Origin of the sequence: Terrabacter terrigena (genome assembly GCF_042676085.1) — a bacterium.
Classification (GTDB): Bacteria; Actinomycetota; Actinomycetes; order Actinomycetales; family Dermatophilaceae; genus Terrabacter; species Terrabacter terrigena.
The window spans coordinates 506384-523142 of record NZ_JBHTKH010000001.1 but is presented as its reverse complement, the minus strand read 5'-3'; the positions used below and the strand labels follow the sequence as shown (position 1 = coordinate 523142).

Annotated in this window: 12 protein-coding genes; 10 read left to right on the top strand and 2 right to left on the bottom strand. The window is 73.1% G+C overall.

What is annotated here, in order from left to right; genetic code table 11:
- The first annotated feature begins 17 nt into the window (after positions 1-17).
- The 3 genes from katG (at position 18) to ACFQ2V_RS02385 (ending at position 9207) form a co-directional block, all read left to right on the top strand.
- Entirely contained in the window at positions 18-2294 is a 2277-nt protein-coding gene (gene katG, locus ACFQ2V_RS02395) for a catalase/peroxidase HPI (RefSeq protein ID WP_386050404.1), read from the top strand.
- 140 nt (positions 2295-2434) lie between these two features.
- Entirely contained in the window at positions 2435-5701 is a 3267-nt protein-coding gene (locus ACFQ2V_RS02390; RefSeq protein WP_386050403.1) for an ATP-dependent helicase, read from the top strand.
- A complete protein-coding gene (locus ACFQ2V_RS02385) occupies positions 5698-9207 on the top strand; it encodes an ATP-dependent helicase (RefSeq protein WP_386050401.1) in 3510 nt (1169 codons plus the stop codon). The genes ACFQ2V_RS02390 and ACFQ2V_RS02385 overlap by 4 nt, the downstream gene beginning before the upstream one ends.
- 57 nt (positions 9208-9264) lie before the next feature.
- On the opposite strand, the gene ACFQ2V_RS02380 is transcribed toward ACFQ2V_RS02385, so the two are convergent.
- On the bottom strand, positions 9265-10659 hold the full coding sequence (locus tag ACFQ2V_RS02380) for a phosphotransferase (protein ID WP_386050399.1): 1395 nt from the start codon (positions 10657-10659) through the stop codon (positions 9265-9267).
- Positions 10660-10756: 97 nt separating this feature from the next.
- On the opposite strand from ACFQ2V_RS02380, the gene nudC reads away from it, so the two are divergent.
- Positions 10757-11746 (top strand): NAD(+) diphosphatase, encoded by a 990-nt coding sequence (nudC, locus tag ACFQ2V_RS02375; RefSeq protein ID WP_386050397.1) that lies wholly within the window; start codon positions 10757-10759, stop codon positions 11744-11746.
- Here nudC and ACFQ2V_RS02370 read toward each other — a convergent pair whose 3' ends face one another.
- The gene (locus ACFQ2V_RS02370; RefSeq protein ID WP_386050395.1) at positions 11747-12016 is read right to left on the bottom strand and encodes a mycoredoxin; all 270 of its coding nucleotides are present in this window, start codon (positions 12014-12016) and stop codon (positions 11747-11749) included.
- Positions 12017-12135: 119 nt separating this feature from the next.
- On the opposite strand from ACFQ2V_RS02370, the gene ppk2 reads away from it, so the two are divergent.
- The 6 genes from ppk2 to ACFQ2V_RS02340 all read left to right on the top strand — a co-directional run bounded on the left by ppk2 (position 12136) and on the right by ACFQ2V_RS02340 (position 16728).
- Positions 12136-12975: a polyphosphate kinase 2 gene (ppk2, locus tag ACFQ2V_RS02365; protein WP_386050393.1), complete on the top strand. Its 840-nt coding sequence runs from the start codon at positions 12136-12138 to the stop codon at positions 12973-12975.
- Between the two features lie 20 nt (positions 12976-12995).
- Positions 12996-15110, top strand: coding sequence for an ATP-dependent DNA helicase UvrD2 (locus tag ACFQ2V_RS02360; RefSeq protein WP_386051037.1), 2115 nt, complete (start codon positions 12996-12998; stop codon positions 15108-15110).
- Between the two features lie 144 nt (positions 15111-15254).
- Positions 15255-15515 carry a hypothetical protein gene (locus ACFQ2V_RS02355; protein WP_386050391.1) on the top strand — a complete coding sequence of 87 codons (261 nt, stop codon included), beginning with the start codon at positions 15255-15257 and terminating at the stop codon, positions 15513-15515.
- A 309-nt stretch (positions 15516-15824) separates the two neighbouring features.
- Entirely contained in the window at positions 15825-16112 is a 288-nt protein-coding gene (locus tag ACFQ2V_RS02350) for a WhiB family transcriptional regulator (protein ID WP_386050389.1), read from the top strand.
- A 74-nt stretch (positions 16113-16186) separates the two neighbouring features.
- On the top strand, positions 16187-16321 hold the full coding sequence (locus tag ACFQ2V_RS02345; protein ID WP_386050387.1) for a hypothetical protein: 135 nt from the start codon (positions 16187-16189) through the stop codon (positions 16319-16321).
- A 212-nt stretch (positions 16322-16533) separates the two neighbouring features.
- Positions 16534-16728, top strand: coding sequence for a hypothetical protein (locus ACFQ2V_RS02340; protein WP_386050385.1), 195 nt, complete (start codon positions 16534-16536; stop codon positions 16726-16728).
- The last annotated feature ends 31 nt before the right edge of the window (positions 16729-16759 follow it).

The window sequence follows — 16759 nt, the reverse complement described above, 5'->3', positions numbered from 1 at the left end:
CCCGGAAGGACCCACTCATGACCGAACGCCCCGACGACGTCACGCCCGAGAGCCCACAGGGGGTGGACCGCAAGGCCGCAGGTGGCTGCCCGGTCATGCACGACTCGGCCGCCGCCAGCGGCAGCGAGAGCGAGAACCCGGCACTCGACTCGCCGAAGCCCAAGACCGGCGGCCGCCCCCACAGCCTCAAGGACTGGTGGCCCAACGCGCTCGACCTCTCGGTGCTGCACGCGCACTCGCCCAAGGGCAACCCGCTCGGGTCGGACTTCGACTACGCGGCCGAGTTCGCCAAGCTCGACCTCGACGCGCTCAAGCAGGACATCGTCCACGTGCTGCACGACTCGCAGGACTGGTGGCCGGCCGACTTCGGTCACTACGGCGGCCTCTTCATCCGTCTGAGCTGGCACGCGGCCGGCACCTACCGCATCTATGACGGCCGAGGCGGCGCCGGAGACGGCGGCCAGCGCTTCGCGCCGCTCAACAGCTGGCCCGACAACGGCAACCTCGACAAGGCTCGCCGCCTGCTGTGGCCGGTCAAGCAGAAGTACGGCCAGAAGATCTCGTGGGCCGACCTGCTGGTTCTGGCCGGCAACGTCGCGCTCGAGGACATGGGTTTCGAGACCTTCGGCTTCGGCTTCGGTCGCGAGGACGTCTGGGAGCCCGAGGAGATCTTCTGGGGTCCCGAGGACACCTGGCTCGGCGACGAGCGCTACACGGGTGAGCGGGAGCTCGACGAGGCCCTCGGCGCCGTCCAGATGGGCCTCATCTACGTCAACCCGGAGGGTCCCAACGGCAACCCCGACCCGCTCGCCTCGGCGCGCGACATCCGCGAGACCTTCGCCCGCATGGCGATGGACGACGAGGAGACGGTCGCCCTGATCGCCGGCGGACACACGTTCGGCAAGACCCACGGCGCCGGCGACCCCGACCTCGTGGGCCCCGAGCCCGAGGGTGCACCTCTCGAGCAGCAGGGTCTGGGCTGGAAGAGCGAGTACGGCTCGGGCAAGGGTGCCGACGCCATCACCTCCGGCCTGGAGGTGACGTGGACGCGCACGCCGGTGCAGTGGAGCAACGACTTCTTCGAGCTCCTCTTCGCCCACGAGTGGGAGCTGGAGAAGAGCCCCGCCGGTGCCCACCAGTGGGTCGCGAAGGACGCCGAGGCTGTCATCCCCGGCCCCACGCCCGACTCGCCGAAGCGCCGGCCCACCATGCTGACGAGCGACCTCGCGCTCCGGGTCGACCCGGCGTACGAGAAGATCTCTCGGCGCTTCAAGGACAACCCGGACGAGTTCGCCCTGGCCTTCGCCAAGGCCTGGTACAAGCTGCTCCACCGCGACATGGGTCCCGTCTCGCGCTACCTCGGCCCGTGGGTTCCCGAGCCGCAGCTGTGGCAGGACCCCGTGCCGGCCGCCGAGGGCGAGCCCGTCGGCGACTCCGACGTCGCGGCCCTCAAGGAGAAGGTCCTGGGCTCGGGGCTGTCGGTCTCCCAGCTCGTCTCCACCGCCTGGGCGTCGGCTGCGAGCTTCCGCTCCACCGACAAGCGCGGCGGTGCCAACGGGGCGCGCATCCGCCTCGAGCCGCAGCGCAGCTGGGCCGTCAACCAGCCCGAGCAGCTGGCCGAGGTCCTCGAGAAGCTCGAAGGCATCCAGCGTGAGTTCAACGCGGCGGGCGGTGCGGCGCTCTCGCTCGCCGACCTCATCGTGCTCGCGGGCTCTGCGGCCGTCGAGAAGGCCGCCAAGGACGCGGGCGTCGAGGTGACCGTGCCGTTCCACGCCGGCCGCACCGATGCGACGCAGGAGCAGACCGACGTCGACTCCTTCGCCGTGCTCGAGCCGCGTGCCGACGGGTTCCGCAACTACCTGCGCCCCGGCGTGAAGCTCCAGCCGGAGGTTCTTCTCCTGGACCGCGCGTACCTGCTGGGTCTGACGGCGCCCGAGATGACCGTTCTCGTGGGCGGCCTCCGGGCGCTCGGCAACAACGTCGGCGGCACGGCCCATGGCGTGCTGACGGACCGTCCCGGCGTGCTCACGAACGACTTCTTCAGGAACCTGCTCGCCCCCGGCACGCAGTGGAAGACGTCGGTGTCGGAGGAGAACGTCTACGAGATCACCGACGTCGCGACCGGCGACCTGAAGTGGACGGCCACGGCCGTCGACCTCATCTTCGGCTCGAACTCGCAGCTGCGGGCCCTCGCCGAGGTGTACGCCAGCGACGACGCCAAGGAGAAGTTCGTGCGCGACTTCGTGTCCGCCTGGACCAAGGTCATGGAGGCGGACCGCTTCGACCTGCGGTGACCTCCTGACGTGATGGGGCCCGGGCCGGCCACGTGCCGGCACGGGCCCCACGCATGCCCGGCCCCCACGCATGCCCGCCCCATGGGTGTGCCGGAGCGAGGGGCCGCGCCCCTGTCGGTGTCCCGTGATGGAATCTGCGGGTGGTCATCCTCCGTCGAGCTCCCGCCCTCGTCTCGGCGGCGGTGCGGCTCGACGAGCGTCAGCAGGCCGCGCTCGACTCCGGCGCGCGGGTGCTCCGGGTGCTCGGTGGTCCCGGCACGGGCAAGTCGACCCTCGCCGTCGAGCTGGTCGTCGACGCGGTGCGCCGGCACGGGCTTCGGGCCGACGCGTGCCTCATGCTCACCTCCAGCCGCAGCGCGGCAGCCGGCCTGCGCCAGCAGGTCACGGCCCGTCTCGACGGCACGTCCACCGAGTCGCTCGCCCGCACGTGGCAGGCGTTCGGGTTCGGCATCCTGCGCGCCGAGGCCGCCCTGCACGGCCAGCCGGCCCCGCGGCTGCTCAACGGGCCCGAGCAGGACGTCATCCTGCGCGACCTGCTGGCCGGGCACGAGTCCGGCGACGTGCCCGGCCCGACGTGGCCAGCCGGGCTGGGCGAGGCGCTGCGCACCCGCGGGTTCCGCAACGAGCTGCGCGACCTGCTCATGCGCACCGTCGAGCACGGCCTCGGTCCCGACGACCTCGCCGGGCTCGGTGCCCAGCACGACCGGCCCGAGTGGGTGGCGGCCGCCCAGGTGCTGCGCGAGTACGACCAGGTCACCTCGTTCAGCCGGCACGGTTCCTACGACCCCGCCTGGGTGCTGACGGCGGCAGCCGAGCTGCTCGACGACGACCCCTCGGCCCTGGACCGGCTGCACGAGCGCGTGGGCCTCGTCGTCGTCGACGAGGCTCAGGAGCTGACCTCGGCCGCCGCGCGTCTGCTGCGGGTCGTGGCCCGCGGTGGACCACGCATCGTGCTGCTGGGCGACCCCGACGTCGCCGTGCAGACCTTCCGCGGTGCCGATCCCCGGTTCCTCGCGAGCGGGTGGAGCGAGCTCGGCGAGGTCCGTCGCAGCCCCTATGCCCTGGGCGACGAGCCGACGTTGCTCGACTTCATCGAGCCCGAGCTGTCGTCCGGCCACCCCGGGCCGAGCGGGCACGCCGGCACGGCGACCGTCGTGCTCGACCGCAGCCACCGGCTCGGCCCGGCGCTCACCGCCGTCGCCGACCGCGTCTCGCGGCGCATCGGGGCGCTCGGAGGCGGCGAGCAGCGGCGCATGGCGGCGTCCTCGGCCGAGACCGACCGGTGCACGGTCGAGGTGGCCCTGCTCCGTTCGGCCGCCCAGGAGACCGCCCACGTCGCTGCGCTCCTGCGTCGGGCGCACCTCGTCGAGGGCGTGCCGTGGACCGACATGGCCGTCGTCGTGCGTGGCTCGGCCCGGGCCGACACCATGCGCCGCCTGCTCGGGCAGGCCGGCGTCCCGGTCGAGGCCGGCAGCGCCGAGACCCCGGTGCGCGACGAGAGCGCGGTCCGCCCCCTGCTCCAGCTGCTCGCCGAGAGCCTCGAGGTCGCTCGCGGCGAGCACCGCGGTGAGCAGCACGTCATCGACCCGGTGCGCGCGGCCGACCTCGTGCTGTCCCCGATCGGGGGCGCCGACACCGTGGGCCTGCGACGGCTGCGTCGCCTGCTGCGCCACGACGAGCTGGAGTCGGGTGGGGGCCGTTCCAGCGACGAGCTGCTCGGGCAGCTGCTCCTCGATGCGCCCCGTGCGGCGCTGCTGGGCGGGGTCGCCCGACCCGCTGCCCGCGTGGCCGCCGCCCTCGCAGCAGGAGCGGCCGCCGCGCGCCTGGGTGAGGACGGCCGGTGGGCGACCGGGGTCGACGCCGAGTCGGTGCTCTGGGCCATCTGGCAGGGGGCGGCAGTGGCGGAGGGGTGGCGACGCGCCGCCCTCGCCGGCGGCTCGACGGGCGAGCGCGCCGACCGAGACCTCGATGCCGTGCTCGCCCTGTTCGACGCCGCCGGCGCGTTCGTCGACCGGCTTCCGACGGCGGGGCCCGACACGTTCCTCGAACACATCCGTGGCCAGGACGTTCCCGGCGACACCCTGCTCGTCGGCGGCCAGTCCGGCGGCCGCGTCTCGCTCGTCACGCCGCAGACGGCAGCCGGGCGACAGTGGCGCATCGTCGTCGTCGCCGGCGTCCAGGAGGGCGTGTGGCCCGACCTCCGGCTTCGCGGTTCGGTGCTCGGCTCCGAGGACCTCGTCGACGTCGTCGCCCAGCGGCCGGTCGGCTTCCGCGCAGCGCAGGCGGCGGTGCGCTACGACGAGACCCGACTCTTCCTCGTCGCCGTCACGCGGGCCACCGAGCGGCTCCTGGTGACCGCGGTCGGCAACGAGGACGAGCAGCCCTCGGTCTACCTCGACCTCGTCGACCCGCCCGCTCGCACCCGCCTCGCCGACGAGGTGCGCCCCCACAGCGAGGTCGCCCGCACGATGACGCTTCCCGGCCTCGTCGGTGAGCTGCGCCGCGAGGTCACGAGCCCCGACCCGGGCGTGGCGGAGCGCGCCCTCGCCCTGCTCGCAGTCGCCGCCCGCGAGGGCGTCCGCGGCGCCGACCCGTCGACGTGGTGGGCCCTGCGCGACGTCACGAGCGACCGCCCCGTCCGGGCCGCCGACGAGCCCGTGCACGTCTCGCCGTCCAAGGTGACCTACTTCAACGAGTGCGGGCTGCGCTGGTTCCTCACGGCGGTGGGGGGCGAGGGTGTGCAGCTCGGAGCCGCGTCGGTCGGCACGTTCGTGCACGACATCGTCGCCGAGCAGCCCGACGCATCACGAGACCAGCTCGACACCGAGGTCGACGCGCGATGGGGTCGGCTCGGGCTGCCACCCGGCTGGGTCACCGAGCGCACCCGCCGCGAGGCCCACGACATGGTGGCCAGGTTCGTCAGCTACCGCGACGTGGCCGAGCGGGAGCGCGAGCGAGTGGGGGTCGAGACCCCGTTCCGCGTGCAGGTCGGCCGCGCCGTGGTCGCGGGACGCGTCGACCGCATCGAGCGAGACCGCGACGGCGGGCTGCGCATCGTCGATCTCAAGACCGGTACGAGCAAGCCCACCAAGGCCGACCTCGCCGAGCACGGCCAGCTCGGCGCCTACCAGGTGGCCGTGGAGGAGGGCGGGTTCGCGGAGCTCGGCGAGCGCAGCGCCGGTGCCGCACTCGTCTTCATCGGCAAGGGTGGGCTCGCCGGCCTCCAGCCGGCGGTGATGGTCCAGGAGGCCGTCACGACGGTCGGCGACCCGACGTGGGCGCGAGCGCTCGTCGAGGGCACGGCCGAAGGCATGGGGGCGGCCACGTTCACGGCGTCCCAGAGCACCTGCCGCACCTGCCCCGTCCGCTCGTCGTGCCCGGTCCAGCCGGAAGGTGACGCACTGTGACCGAGACCCTCGACCGCACCACGACGACGGTGCGTCACTCCGCCCACGAGATCGCCGTCGCCCTCGAGCTGCCCCCGCCGACACCAGAGCAGGCCTCCGTGATCGAGGCGGGCCCCGGGCCGCTCCTCGTCGTCGCCGGCGCCGGCTCGGGCAAGACCGAGACGATGGCCGCGCGAGTCGTGTGGCTCGTCGCCAACGAGATCGTCACGCCCGACCAGGTGCTCGGCCTCACCTTCACCCGCAAGGCCGCGGCCGAGCTCTCCGCGCGCATCGGGAAGCGTTTGCGCGGCCTCGAGCGCGCCGGTCTGTGGACCCCGCCTGACGACGACGGCACCGGCGCCGAGGTGCTCGGCGGCACCCCGACCGTCTCCACCTACCACTCGTACGCCGGCCGCCTGGTGCGCGAGCACGCCCTCCGGGTCGGTATCGAGCCGGAGTTCCGGGTCCTCACCGAGGCCGGTGCCTGGCAGCTGGCCGCCGAGTCCGTCTCACGGTGGGACGGCCCCATGGACGGCATGACACGGTCCGAGAGCAACATCATCGACGCCGTCATGTCGCTCGCCGGAGAGATGGCCGAGCACGTGCGCACACCGGCGGAGGTGATGGCGCACCTCGACGACGTGCTGGCCCGACTCGACGCCCTGCCCGACGGTGACGGGAAGGGCAGCCTCGCGCCCGCCAAGGAGGTGCTCGGCGTGCTGCGCGAGCGGCGGCTCGTGCTGCCGATCGTCGAGGCGTTCCTCGAGCTCAAGCGGTCTCGCGAGTCGCTCGACTTCGCCGACCAGATCGCCCTGGCCGCCCGGCTGGCGTCGACGATGCCGCAGGTGGGCCAGATCGAGCGCGACCGGTTCACGGCCGTGCTGCTCGACGAGTTCCAGGACACCTCCGAGGCCCAGCTGACGCTGCTCCGCAGCCTCTTCCACGACCCGGCTGTCGCCCTCACTGCCGTCGGCGACCCCAACCAGTCGATCTACGGCTGGCGCGGAGCCAGCGCGACCACGCTGCTGCGGTTCCCCGCCGAGTTCGCCGGCCCGCGGGGCCCCGCCGACGTGCTGCCCCTCTCGACGAGCTGGCGCAACGACGAGCTCATCCTCGCGGCCGCCAACGTCACGGCGGCCCCTCTGGCAACGGCGCACGTCCAGCCGCTGACGGCGCGGCCGGGAGCCGGCCCGGGCACCGTGACCATCGACCGACTCGAGTCCGCCGAGGCGGAGGCGGCGCACGTCGCCGCCTGGGTGGCCGAGCGCTGGCGCTCACCGAGCGGCCGGCGCACCGGGCGGTCCGCAGCCGTGCTGTGCCGGCGCCGTTCGTCGTTCCCACTCGTCATCGAGGCGCTGCGGGCCGCAGACCTGCCGGTCGAGGTCGTGGGCCTCGGAGGCCTGCTCGTGACCCCTGAGGTGAGCGACCTCGTCGCGGCGCTCTGGGTCGTCCAGGACCCCACCCGAGGCGACCAGCTGATGCGCCTGCTCACCGGCCCCGTCGTGCGTCTCGGCGCGGCCGACCTCGCCGGCCTCTGGGCGTGGGCCCGCGACCTGCACGACAGGCCGGCCGGTCCGCGCCGGCCGGGCGAGGTTCTCGAAGACGACGAGTCCGGTTCTGCTGCAACGGCTTTCGAGAGCCCCGCCCCAGCGGTGTCGACGCCCGAGCCGCCCCGCGTCGCGCGATCCGCCGATGGTCCGACCGGTCTGCCGTCCGACCACGAAGGCTCCGACGACGACGGCCCCGACGACGACCGCCCCGACGACGACCGGCGGGGCAGCGACCTGGCCTCCGACAGCGCCGACACGGCCACGCTCGTCGAGGCCCTCGACGAGCTGCCGCGCCCCGGTTGGGTGGCGCGCGACGGTGCCCGCATCGGTGCCGAGGCGCTGCGTCGCCTGCACGGGCTGGCCGACGTCGTGCGCCGGCTGCGGCGACTCACGGCCCTGCCCCTCGTCGACCTCGTCGCCGAGGCCGAGGTCGCCCTCGGCCTCGACATCGAGGTGCTGGCCCGTCACGAGCACACCGCCTCCACGGCTCGCGTGCACCTCGATGCCTTCGCCGACGTGGCTGCCCGCTACGCCACGAGCGCCGACCGGCCCGCCCTGAGCGGCTTCCTAGCGTGGCTCGACGCAGCGCGTGAGCAGGAGCGCGGTCTCGACGCCGGCCACACCGAGTCCGAGGCCGACGCCGTCCAGGTCCTCACGGTCCACGCCTCCAAGGGCCTCGAGTGGGACGTCGTCGCGATCCCCGCGCTCGTCGAGGGGGCGTTCCCAGACCACGCGTCGACCTCGGTGTCGCTCGTCGACGACTCCGACCCGCCCGAGTACGCCTGTTCGGGCACCCCCAAGGACAAGGGCTGGCTCGTGGGGCTGGACTCCCTGCCCTACGACCTGCGTGGCGACCGCGACGGGCTGCCGCACCTGGACTGGCGCAGCGTCCCCGACCGCAAGCAGCTCGGCGTCGCCATCGAGGAGTTCGCCCTCGGTGGCGGCCGGCACGCCGTGGCCGAGGAGCGTCGCCTCGCCTACGTCGCCGTGACCCGCGCTCGCAACGACGTGCTGCTCACCACCCACGTGTGGGGCGCCACGAAGAAGACCCTCTCGGTGCCCAGCCGCTTCCTCCTCGAGATCCGCGACGCACTTGGTGACGCAGTCACCCAGCAGGTCTGGCACCCGGCGCCCGAGCCCGTCGAGGACTCCAGGGGCCGCGCCGTCGCGCCGACCAACCCCTACCTCGTCGACCCCGTCTCGGCGGTCTGGCCGCACGACCCGATGGCCCACCGCCGCGCCGCCCTCGAGGGGGTCGTCGACCGCCTCGCCGAGGCCGTGCGATCCGGCGACGTGCCTCCTGCGGGCGACCCCCGCCTCGACGACCTGCGCCTCCTCCTCGCCGAGCAGGCCGCCCGCCGTTCGCGCGGCGAGCCGGTCGTCGACGTGCCCCGCCACCTGTCGGCCTCGGCCGTGGTCTCGCTGGCCCGCGACGTCGAGGCCTTCGCGATGAACCTACGCCGCCCCATGCCCAGCGCTCCGGCTGTGGCAGCCCGTCAGGGCACGGCGTTCCACGCCTGGATCGAGGAGCACTACTCCCGCGCCGCGATGGTCGACCTGCTCGACCTGCCCGGCAGCGCAGACGAGGGGGCATCCGACGACACCGACCTCGACGTGATGAAGGAGCGCTTCCTGGCGAGCGAGTGGGCCGATCGTGTGCCCGACGAGATCGAGCTGTCCATCGAGACGATCATCGACGGCATCGCGGTGCGCGGCCGCATCGACGCGGTCTTCGCGCGTGACGACGGCGGATGGACGGTGGTCGACTGGAAGACAGGCGCACGCCCCACGGGTCGCGATGCCCGCGTGCGTGCCCTCCAGCTCGCGGCGTACGCCGTCGCCTTCGCCCGGCTGCGGGGCGTCGACGCCAGAGACGTCGACGCAGCGTTCTACTACGCGGCCGAGGGAGTCACCGTGCGACCCGAGGTCCCGGGCGAGGCCGACCTCGTGGAGCTGCTGCGCACCCTGCCGGCCTGACCGGGTGACCCGTGTGACCCGCGTGGCCCGCGTGGCCCGCCTGACGCTGACCGGCCTTCAGTGGCGGCGGACGTCGGTCCCGTGCTCGTGCCGGACCAGCGGGACGACGTCCGAGGCGCCGTCGTGCAGGTCGCCGTCATCGTCGGGCAGCGCCTCCACCTCGTCGATCTCGAACGGGGAGGCGCCCGCGTCGGGGGCGACCAGAGGTGTGGGCTCTGCTGCGGAGGCACCAGGCGCTGCCGTCTCGAGCACTGTGGGCTCAGCCTGTGCGGGCTCAGCCTGTGCGGGCTCAGCCTGTGCGGAGCTGACGGGCTCGTCGGAGGCGGCGGCGGGGTGCCGGTCGTCGAGCAGGTCGGTCGTCGAGATGGCCTGTGTCTCGCCGAGCATCGGGAACGGCGTGTGCGGCTGGGTGGCGTCCCACGCCGGCTCAGGACGCTCGGGGTCGTCGGGGTCGAGCACCGCCTCGGCGCGCTCACGCGCCTCGCGGGTGCGCTCGCTGCGCGCGGCGTCCTCCCGCGCGTGGCGCCGGTCGTCGGCTTCGATGCGCGCGTCGAGGGCGCGCAGCTCGTCGGCGGTGCGCTCGACGACGTCGAGCCGGCCGGAGGCGAGCGCGTGCAGCAGGGTGCGCAGGGGAGCCATCTCGGCGGCGAGCCGTGCGCGGCGCACGAGGTGGACGTCGGGCCTCTCCACCCGCGACTGCGCATAGGCCTCGAGCACGGCGTCGAGGGTCTCGGGCGAAGCCTCCCTGGTCAGGTCGGCGAAGTCGTCGGCGGGGTCGCCGATGCGGCTCTCCTCCCAGGCGAGCACGCCGCGCACTCGTCCGGTGGAGGAGTCGTCCTCGTCGTCGAACGACGCGAGGACGTTCGGCCCCGTGAACGTGCCGTGGACCGCGCTCGGCGCGAAGCGCCACAGTGAGACGTCCTCGAGCGCATGCTCCCAGCGCGTCAGCAGCCCCGTGGGCACGTGCCCCGTTGCCGCGGCGCGGTCGAGCTCGGACAGCTGGCGTCGCCGGTGCGCCTCCGCGTCGTAGGTCGGGCGCCCGGCCTCCTCGAAGAGCAGGTGCTCGACGTTGTGGATGTGTGCCAGCGAGCGGCCGACCTCGGCGGCGAGCCGCCCCGGCTGCAGCCCAGCGAAGTCGAGGGGCCGACCGGGCAGCCGGAGGTACACGGCTGCGCGCCCCTCGGGCACCGGGGCGAAACCGCGCACCATCGGCATGGCCACGTCGAGCCGGCGGCCGAGCAGGCTCGAGAGCGCGGCGATGTCGTCGAGCATGGCTCCGGCGGCCGGCGTCACCGGGCACTTGACCACCCAGCGGCGGTCCTGGCTGTCCTGCACGTAGGCGATCTCGAAGAGGTCACCGGACCGGCTGGGCACGCCCTCGACCGACACCGGATCGAGACCCGGGACGGCCGAGCTCGCCAGGGCGGCGAGGAAGAGCGGGCTGCGGGTCACGCGTCCACGGTAAGTCGAACGGGCCGTCGAGCGTGGGAGGCAGCGCCCGGGCAGGGTCGTTCACGTGCCGGGGCGAAGCCGTCCTAGGGTGGGCCGCGTGGCGCTGACCGACGAGACCCTGGCGGACCTGGCACTCTCACGCAGCTCCCTGGACCGGGTGGCCGGCGAGCGAGGGCGACCCGACGTCCTCGCCGAGCTGCTCGACGAACCGGGCACGCTCGTCGCCGAGGTGCGAGGCGACCGTATGCGTGTGGCGACGGACCCCACGGCGGCTGACGGCTCGCTCGGCCTCGTGCTGCGGGCGCCCGAGCCCGAGGACCGCACGCGGCTGGCAGTGCACCTCGGACGGGACGGCGCCGGAACGGCATACGTCGGCGTGGTGGCGCCGGAAGAGCCCGCCGGCGAAGGGCCCGACGGGTCGTCCGCCGGCGCTGGTGACCCCGAGGCCGGCGGCTGGCTGACGCTGCGGCAGGCGGGCGAGGCGCTGGGGCCGCGTGACGCCGGTGTCTTCACCACCGCACTCGCCCTGGCGCACTGGCACGCCACGCACCGCTTCTGTCCACGGTGCGGGGCGCCGACCGAGCCGGTGGAGGCCGGCTGGGTGCGACGCTGCGTGCGCGACGCCAGCGAGCACTACCCGCGCACCGACCCCGCGGTCATCATGTCGGTCGTCGACCCCGACGACCGGCTGCTGCTCGGCCGCGGGGCCCACTGGCCGGAAGGGCGGTTCTCCGTCCTGGCGGGCTTCGTCGAGCCGGGGGAGTCGTTCGAGCTGGCGGTCGCCCGCGAGGTCGCGGAGGAGGTCGGGGTGGCCATCGACTCCGCGCGATACCTGGGCAACCAGCCGTGGCCGTTTCCCTCGTCGGTCATGATCGGGTTCGCGGCGACCACTCGGGAGACCGAGCTGACGATCGACCCGGTGGAGATGGCCGAGGCGCGGTGGGTGACGCGCGAGGAGTACCGCGACCTGCTGCGCAGCGACGCCATCCGCACCCCGAGCGGGATCTCGATCGCGAAGCGGATCATCGAGCGCTGGCTCGGGTCGACGGTCGAGTCGGTCGTCGGGGGCGCCAGCCGCAGGTGGTGACTAGCCGGCGAGGCGCTGCTTGACCTCGGCCAGCGAGGGGTTCGTCGCGGCCGTGCCGTCGGGGAACACGACCGTGGGCACCGTGCGGTTGCCGGCGTTCACCCGCTCGACGAAGTCGACGTGCTCGGGACTGGCCTCGAGGTCGATCTCGGTGAACGGGACGCCCTCACGCGACAGCTGGCCCTTGAGCCGGGTGCAGTAGCCGCACCACGTGGTGGTGAACATCGTGATCGTGCCCTCGTCGGGCGTGAGCGGGGTGAGCTCGGGCATCGGTTCCCATTCGTCGTGCTGGTGGCGTCCGGTCGGAGTCGCGTCGGAGTCCCGTCGGCGCGGGTGAGACCTTGGGGACGGGTCCCTCTGACGTCGTCCCTCGATGCAAGGATGACCCCATGGCCCGCAAAGGCGCAAAGCGACCCCCGAAGATGGACCTCGACGTCTACGAGGCCGAGGTCAGGCGCTTGCAGGCGGGGCTCGTCGAGTTCCAGGAGTGGGTGCGGGCCACGGGTCAGCGCGTCGTCGTCGTCTTCGAGGGACGCGACGCCGCGGGCAAGGGGTCGGCGATCAAGCGCATCACCGAGTACCTCAGCCCACGCGTGGCACGCATCGCGGCTCTGCCGGCGCCCACCGACCGCGAGAAGACCCAGTGGTACTTCCAGCGCTACATCGCGCACCTGCCCGCGGCCGGCGAGATCGTCCTGTTCGACCGGTCCTGGTACAACCGGGCCGGCGTCGAGAGGGTGATGGGCTTCTGCACCGACGAGCAGTACACCCGCTTCCTCGAGCAGGCGCCGGTCTTCGAGCGGATGCTCGTCGACGACGGCATCATCCTGCGCAAGTACTGGTTCAGCGTGTCCGACGTCGAGCAGGAGCGGCGCTTCCGCTCGCGCGCCAAGGACCCCATGCGCCAGTGGAAGCTCTCGCCGATGGACCTCGAGTCGATCACGCGCTGGGAGGACTACTCCGAGGCCAAGGACCACATGATGGCGGCCACGAGCACCGAGTGGGCCCCGTGGCACGTCGTCGAGTCCGAGGACAAGCGGCGCTCGCGCGTCAACGTCATGCACCACCTCCTGGGCTCCATCCCGCACGTCGCCATGACGCCGGACGTGCCGGCGGTCCCCGAGCGGCCCGCACCTCGCGGCTACGAGCGCCCGCCCCAGGAGTCCCAGAACCACGTGCCCGACCACGCCGCCCGGGCACTCGCCATCGCGAAGGGTGATCGCTCCTGACCTCCGCCTCCGCCGACCAGATCCTCGAGGGGCTCGACCCCGAGCAGCGAGAGGTCGCACTCGCGCCGCCCGGCCCGCTCTGCATCCTCGCGGGTGCGGGCACGGGCAAGACCCGCGCCATCACGCACCGCATCGCGTATGCCGTCCACTCGGGTGCCCAGCAGCCGCAGCGCGTGCTCGCGCTGACCTTCACGGCGCGCGCCGCCGGCGAGATGCGCACCCGTCTGCGCGGGCTCGGCGTCGCGGGCGTGCAGGCCCGCACGTTCCACGCGGCTGCGCTGCGCCAGCTGCACTTCTTCTGGCCCCAGGCGATCGGCGGCGCGGCCCCCGAGGTGATGAGCCACAAGGCGCCGGCCGTGGCCGAGGCCGCGAGCCGGCTGCGCATGCAGTTCGACCGCACGACCATCCGCGACCTGGCCGCCGAGGTCGAGTGGGCCAAGGTCAACCTGCTGACGCCGCAGTCGTATGCCGCCCGCGCCCGCGAGCAGCGCCGCGAGCCCCCGGGTCTCGACCTCACGGCCATGGCGCGGCTCTTCGAGGCCTACGAGGACGTCAAGCAGCGTCGCGGGGTCATCGACTTCGAGGACGTCCTGCTGCTGACCGTGGGCATCCTCGACGAGCGCGAGGACATCGCGCGCACCGTGCGCGGGCAGTACCGCCAGTTCGTCGTCGACGAGTACCAGGACGTCAACGACCTCCAGCAACGGTTGCTCGACCAGTGGCTCGGGGAGCGCAGCGACCTCTGCGTCGTCGGCGACCCGGCCCAGACGATCTACTCCTTCACGGGCGCGAGCCCCAAGCACCTGGTCGGCTTCTCGAAGCGGTTCCCCAAGGCGCAGGTCGTGCGGCTCGTGCGCAACTACCGCTCGACCCCGCAGATCGTGGGCCTGGCCAACACGATCGTCGCCTCGGGCACCCAGGCGGCCCGCGAGGGTGCGGTGCGGCTGCTCGCCCAGGGCGAGCCGGGCCCCGACCCGCAGCTCACCTCCTACCCCGACGACCCCGCCGAGGCGGGGGCGGTGGCCGATCGCATTCGCGCCCTCGTCGACTCCGGGCACCCGGCGGCCGAGATCGCGGTCCTCTTCCGCACCAACGCCCAGTCCGAGGCCTTCGAGTCGGCGCTCACCGACGTGGGCGTGCCTTACCTCGTGCGCGGGGGCGAGCGGTTCTTCGCGCGCAAGGAGGTGCGCGACGCCATCCTCCTGCTGCGGGGTGCGGCTCGCAGCGACGACGGCGAGAAGTCCCTCGGCGAGATCGCACGCGACGTCATCACCGGGGCCGGGTGGTCGCACGAGCCACCATCCGGTGGCGGCGCCACCCGTGAGCGGTGGGAGTCGCTGAGCGCGCTCGCGACCCTCGCCGACGACATGGCGGCGGCCGCACCCGACGCGCGGCTGCCCGAGCTCGTCGCAGAGCTCGACCGCCGCGCGGCCGAGCAGCACGCGCCGGCCGTGCAGGGCGTCACCCTCGCGAGCCTGCACGCGGCCAAGGGCCTCGAGTGGGACACCGTCTTCCTCGTCGGCGCCTCCGACGGCCTCATGCCGATCTCGATGGCCGAGGGGCCCGACGCCATCGAGGAGGAGCGCCGCCTGCTCTACGTAGGCCTGACCCGTGCCCGCAAGCAGCTCTTCCTCTCGTGGTCGGGGGCCCGCACCCCCGGCGCCCGGGCCACCCGCCGTGTCTCGCGGTTCCTCGCTCCGGCCGCCGGGATCCTCGGGCAGGGGGCGCGCAGCGAGGCCCGGTCTGGTGGTTCCAAGCGCACCGCCCCGAAGGTCGCGCGGCTCGCGCACTGCCGCGGCTGCGGCGCCGAGCTCGTCTCGGCCGCGCAGCGCAAGGTCGGCCGCTGCGACGACTGCCCGCCCACCTACGACGAGGCGACGTTCGAGCGCCTGCGCACCTGGCGGCTGGCCGTCGCCCGCGAGGCGAGCGTGCCGGCATACGTCGTCTTCACGGACGCGACGCTCACCGCGATCGCCGAGGAGGCGCCCTCCGACGAAGGGGCGCTGTCGACGATCAGTGGCGTCGGCGCGCGCAAGCTCGAGCAGTACGGCAGCGACGTGCTGGCCATCCTGGGTGGCGCCGACCCGCAAGAGTTGCTCGAAAGTCGTTCTGCCGCAAAGGAATCGACCGGCTAGCAGCTGCCCACGAAAAATTGTCTCGAAAACTTCGTTAAATGAGTTGTTCGCCCGCAACGGGCACGCGTACCCTTTAGGACGTCAAGCCCAGTGGCTCAGGTAGCCGGCTGGGGCCCGCAAGAAGCAGATAGGAGGGTCGGCCAGATGGACATCACCACGATGACGATGAACGCAGCAACCTGCGTCCTTTCCGTGCGTCCGCGCGCAGCCGGCCAGATCCGTCTTGCGGACTCCACGTTCGAGGCCCAGGGGACCACTGTGTCCGTCGCCGCCGTCATGGGCGGCCGCGTTGCCGGTTTCCGCGCCCCGATCACGGGAGACGTCTCGGTTCTCGGCCGCACGTCCGCCTCCGCCTACAAGACCATCGATGTCGTTCGCTCCCGCTCTGGGAGGCCCCCGGTCTGACACAGACCCAGAAGCCTCACCTCCAGGCCGCGAACCCGACATCACCGGGTCCGCGGCCTTCGTGTTTCCCCGGGAAGCTCCAGCAGCTCCCGAACGATTGCCGCCCCACACCGCAGTAACCGACACCGCAGCAGCGCCCCATCGGGCGCCGACAGATCAGGGACACAAGAGATGACTCCTCGGATGCCGAGCAGCAGGACCGAGTCGCGCACCGTCGGTGCAGACCTTCGGACACGCACGGAGAGCAGGACAGAGACGAGTGAGCAGGGGCGCCCGGCCGTGGGGGCCCCGGAGACGGAGGTGAGGACGATGCAGCTGAGCGAACTGATCGACATGAGGACCGAGGCCGAGCAGGTCGGCGAGACCATCCCGTGCCGCGACTACGACGCCGAGCTCTGGTTCGCCGAGCGACCGGAGGACGTCGAGTTCGCCAAGACCCTCTGCGGGCTCTGCCCCGCACGGACGCAGTGCCTCGCCGGCGCCCTCGAGCGCCAGGAGCCGTGGGGCGTCTGGGGCGGGCAGCTGCTCGTCCAGGGCGCGGTCGTGGCTCGCAAGAGGCCCCGCGGACGTCCGCGCAAGCACCCCGTGGCTGCCTGAGCCTGCGTGAAGACGCATGACCCAGGCGCCAACAACCTTGAACACCAACCGTTTTCACAGACCAGGAGATCGTCATGAACCAGCTCGAACTGCTGGCTCGCGACCGGATCAACCAGCGCAGTCAGCGCCAGGACCGCAGCGGCATCCGTCGCAGCGCCCGGCTGATCGCCCTGGAGATCCGCGCCAGTCGACGCCACAACGAGAAGTGAACGAGCGCGCCGCCGGGCGCGTAGCAGGACAACTGAATCGAGTGAGCGAGCCGCGGGTGACGCGCACGTCACCCGCGGTTCCTCATGTCCGGGGGCCTTCCCGCGCGCCCGACCCCCTGACCGCGCTCCCGCGCGGGTGCACGATTCCCGCGTGGCTCCACGACAGCCACGGCCCCCGGCGGATACTGGGAGTGAGGAGAAGGGAGAACCCCATGGACACCTCAGAGATCGCCCCGGTGCTCGTCTGCTCGAGCTGTGGCACGACCCCGCCGGCCGACCAGCAGGCAGCCGCCCGTCTCACCTGGAGCCGCGGCACCGACGGCGGGCGCACCACCTGGACGTGCGAGCGATGCAGCCGCGACAACCTGCGCTCCATCGAGAGCAAGCTCGACCCCGTCTGGTGGTGACGGCCCCCCTCGCCCGTCGCCCCGGGGCCCC

Bases quoted from the DNA above. Each gene is read 5' to 3' on its own strand.
- ppk2 (WP_386050393.1), top strand. From the start codon at position 12,136: ATGGCCCGCAAAGGCGCAAAGCGACCCCCGAAGATGGACCTCGACGTC.
- ACFQ2V_RS02340 (WP_386050385.1), top strand. From the start codon at position 16,534: ATGGACACCTCAGAGATCGCCCCGGTGCTCGTCTGCTCGAGCTGTGGC.
- ACFQ2V_RS02345 (WP_386050387.1), top strand. From the start codon at position 16,187: ATGAACCAGCTCGAACTGCTGGCTCGCGACCGGATCAACCAGCGCAGT.
- ACFQ2V_RS02355 (WP_386050391.1), top strand. From the start codon at position 15,255: ATGGACATCACCACGATGACGATGAACGCAGCAACCTGCGTCCTTTCC.
- katG (WP_386050404.1), top strand. From the start codon at position 18: ATGACCGAACGCCCCGACGACGTCACGCCCGAGAGCCCACAGGGGGTG.
- ACFQ2V_RS02370 (WP_386050395.1), bottom strand. From the start codon at position 12,016: ATGCCCGAGCTCACCCCGCTCACGCCCGACGAGGGCACGATCACGATG.
- ACFQ2V_RS02350 (WP_386050389.1), top strand. From the start codon at position 15,825: ATGCAGCTGAGCGAACTGATCGACATGAGGACCGAGGCCGAGCAGGTC.